We start from the raw sequence: 2,265 nt of genomic DNA on the forward strand, positions 1-2,265 counted from the left end.
AGCGCCCCATCCTGCACGGGCTGGCCAGTTACGGCCTGGTGGCGTACGCGCTGCTGCGCCAGTGCTGCGCCGGCGATCCCGCGCGCCTCAAGGCGCTGGACATCCGCTTCGCCGCCCCGGTGTACCCGGGCGAGACGCTGGTGACCGAGATCTGGCGCGTGCCCGGCCAGCCGGCGCAGGTGCAGCTGCGCGCCCGTGTGCTCGAACGCGACAAGGTGGTGCTGAGCCACGGCTTCGCCGAACTGGCGTGAGCTATCAAAAAGTGAGCTGCCGGCGCTTCATAGGTAAGCGCTGGAGCTCGTTCTGAATCAAATACCCTGGAGCACGCCATGAGCGCATCCCCCGTGTTGACCTCCGTGCAGGACGGCATCGGCACCATCACCCTGAACCGCCCCGAGGCACGCAACGCGCTCAACCAGGCCATGCGCCCGGCCCTGGCCGCCGCCATCGCGCAGATGCGCGAGGACGCGCAGGTGCACGCGGTCATCCTCACCGGCGCGGGCGGCGCGTTCTGCTCGGGCGGCGACATCTCGGCCATGCTGGACACCACCCGCACCGGCCTGGCCTTTCGCAAGGGCATGCGCGAGCTGCACCAGTGGTTCCCCGAACTCGTGAACCTGGAAAAGCCCGTGATCGCCGCGGTGGACGGCCCGGCCTTCGGCGCGGGCCTGAGCCTGGCGCTGGCAGCCGACTTCGTGCTGGCCACGCGCCGCGCCAAGTTCTGCGCGGTGTTCGGCCGCATTGGCCTGATCCCCGACCTGGGCGCGATGCACCTGCTGCCGCGCATCGTGGGCCAGCAAAAGGCCAAGGAGCTGGTCTTCACCGCGCGCACCGTCGATGCCGAAGAGGCCCAGCAGCTCGGCATGGTGTTCGACATCGTGGACGACGCCGCGGCGCTGACCGAGGCCGCGCGGGCGCTGGCGCGGCGTTTTGGCGAGGCCTCCACCGCCGCCATCGGCATGGCCAAGACCATCATGAACCAGTCCTTCGAGAGCGACGCGCGCACCATCGCCGAACTGGAGTCCTATGCGCAATCTGTGTGCCGTGGCTCCGACTACCACCAGGACGCGGTGCGACGCTTCAAGGACAAGCAGCCGCTGCGCTTCGACTGGGACAGGAAATGACTCCCCCCTGTGTCGCCTTCGGCGCCATCCCCCCAGGGGGACGACGCCAGTGGCCGGGCGAAGCCCGCTCCACGGCGTCCGCTGGCATGGCCTGCTCCGCGGCCATCGGACCGGTGCCGGCGCGCCAGTTTCATGGCTTGCGGGTGGCGCGCTGCGCCATGGATGCCTGATATGGGCGCATTGGCCGAACGCTTGCAGGCACTGATCCGCCCCGGCGACACGCTGTGGTGGGGCCAGGCCACGGCCGAGCCGCTGACGCTCACGCGCGCCGTGGTGCAGCACCGCCACGCGCTGGCACAGGGCGGGCGGCTGGACGCGTGTTCGTGGGCATTGCCGCATCGGACACGCTGCAGCCCTGGCAGGCCGACGCCATCGATTTCTTCGGCTATGCCGCGGGCGGGCCGCACCGCGCCCTGGCCCAGGCCGGCGTGCTGGACATCCTGCCCAGCCACTATTCCCATCTGCCGGGCCTGATCCGCGCGGGGGTGCTGCCGGTCGACGTGGTGCTGCTGCAGGTCTCGCCGCCCGATGCGCAGGGCCGCTACAGCCTGGGGCTGGTGCAGGAATACCTGCCCGCCGCCATCGAGCGCGCGCGCGTGGTGATTGCCGAGGTGCACCCCGACGTGCCCTGGACGCACGGTGGCCTGCACCTGCAGGCCAGCGACTTCGCGCTGCTCATCGACGCCGAGCACCCGCCGCTGGACCAAAGCCGCAGCGCGCCCGGCCCGGTGGAGCAGGCCATTGCACGCCATGTGGCGGGGTGGGTGGAAGACGGCGCCACGCTGCAGCTGGGCATCGGCAACCTGCCCGAGGCCGTGCTGGCCGCGCTGCACGGCCACCGCGATTTGGGCCTGCACAGCGGCGCGGTGGGCGACGGCATTGCGGCCCTGGCCGAGGCCGGCGTGCTCACCAACGCCAGGAAGAGTCTGGACACCGGCGTGGGCATTGGCGGCATCCTCATGGGTGGCGAGCGCCTGCGCCGCTGGGCGCACCGCAACCCACAGATCGAGCTGCGCGGCACCGACTACACGCACGACCCCGAGGTGCTGGCCACCAGCCACAAGCTCACCGCCATCAACGCGGCCATCGAGGTGGACCTCACCGGCCAGATCAACGCCGAGGTGGCTGCCGGCTGCTACGT

Annotated in this window: 2 protein-coding genes and 1 pseudogene; all 3 read left to right on the forward strand. The window is 70.9% G+C overall.

Translation table 11 applies throughout. The features are described 5' to 3' along the window. On the forward strand, positions 1-251 hold a 251-nt coding region (locus ACDELDRAFT_RS21505), incomplete at its 5' end, for a MaoC/PaaZ C-terminal domain-containing protein (RefSeq protein WP_005800494.1). A 78-nt stretch (positions 252-329) separates the two neighbouring features. Continuing rightward, positions 330-1,124 carry an enoyl-CoA hydratase/isomerase family protein gene (locus ACDELDRAFT_RS21510; protein WP_005800496.1) on the forward strand — a complete coding sequence of 265 codons (795 nt, stop codon included), beginning with the start codon at positions 330-332 and terminating at the stop codon, positions 1,122-1,124. Positions 1,125-1,295: 171 nt separating this feature from the next. Beyond that, positions 1,296-2,265 (forward strand): annotated as a pseudogene (locus ACDELDRAFT_RS21515) (acetyl-CoA hydrolase/transferase family protein); the annotation flags it as partial.

Source organism: Acidovorax delafieldii 2AN (genome assembly GCF_000175235.1).
GTDB lineage: Bacteria > Pseudomonadota > Gammaproteobacteria > Burkholderiales > Burkholderiaceae_C > Acidovorax > Acidovorax delafieldii_B.

What these genes read in the sequence shown, in the direction of transcription:
- ACDELDRAFT_RS21510 (WP_005800496.1), top strand. Translation starts at nt 330, where the DNA reads ATGAGCGCATCCCCCGTGTTGACCTCCGTGCAGGACGGCATCGGCACC.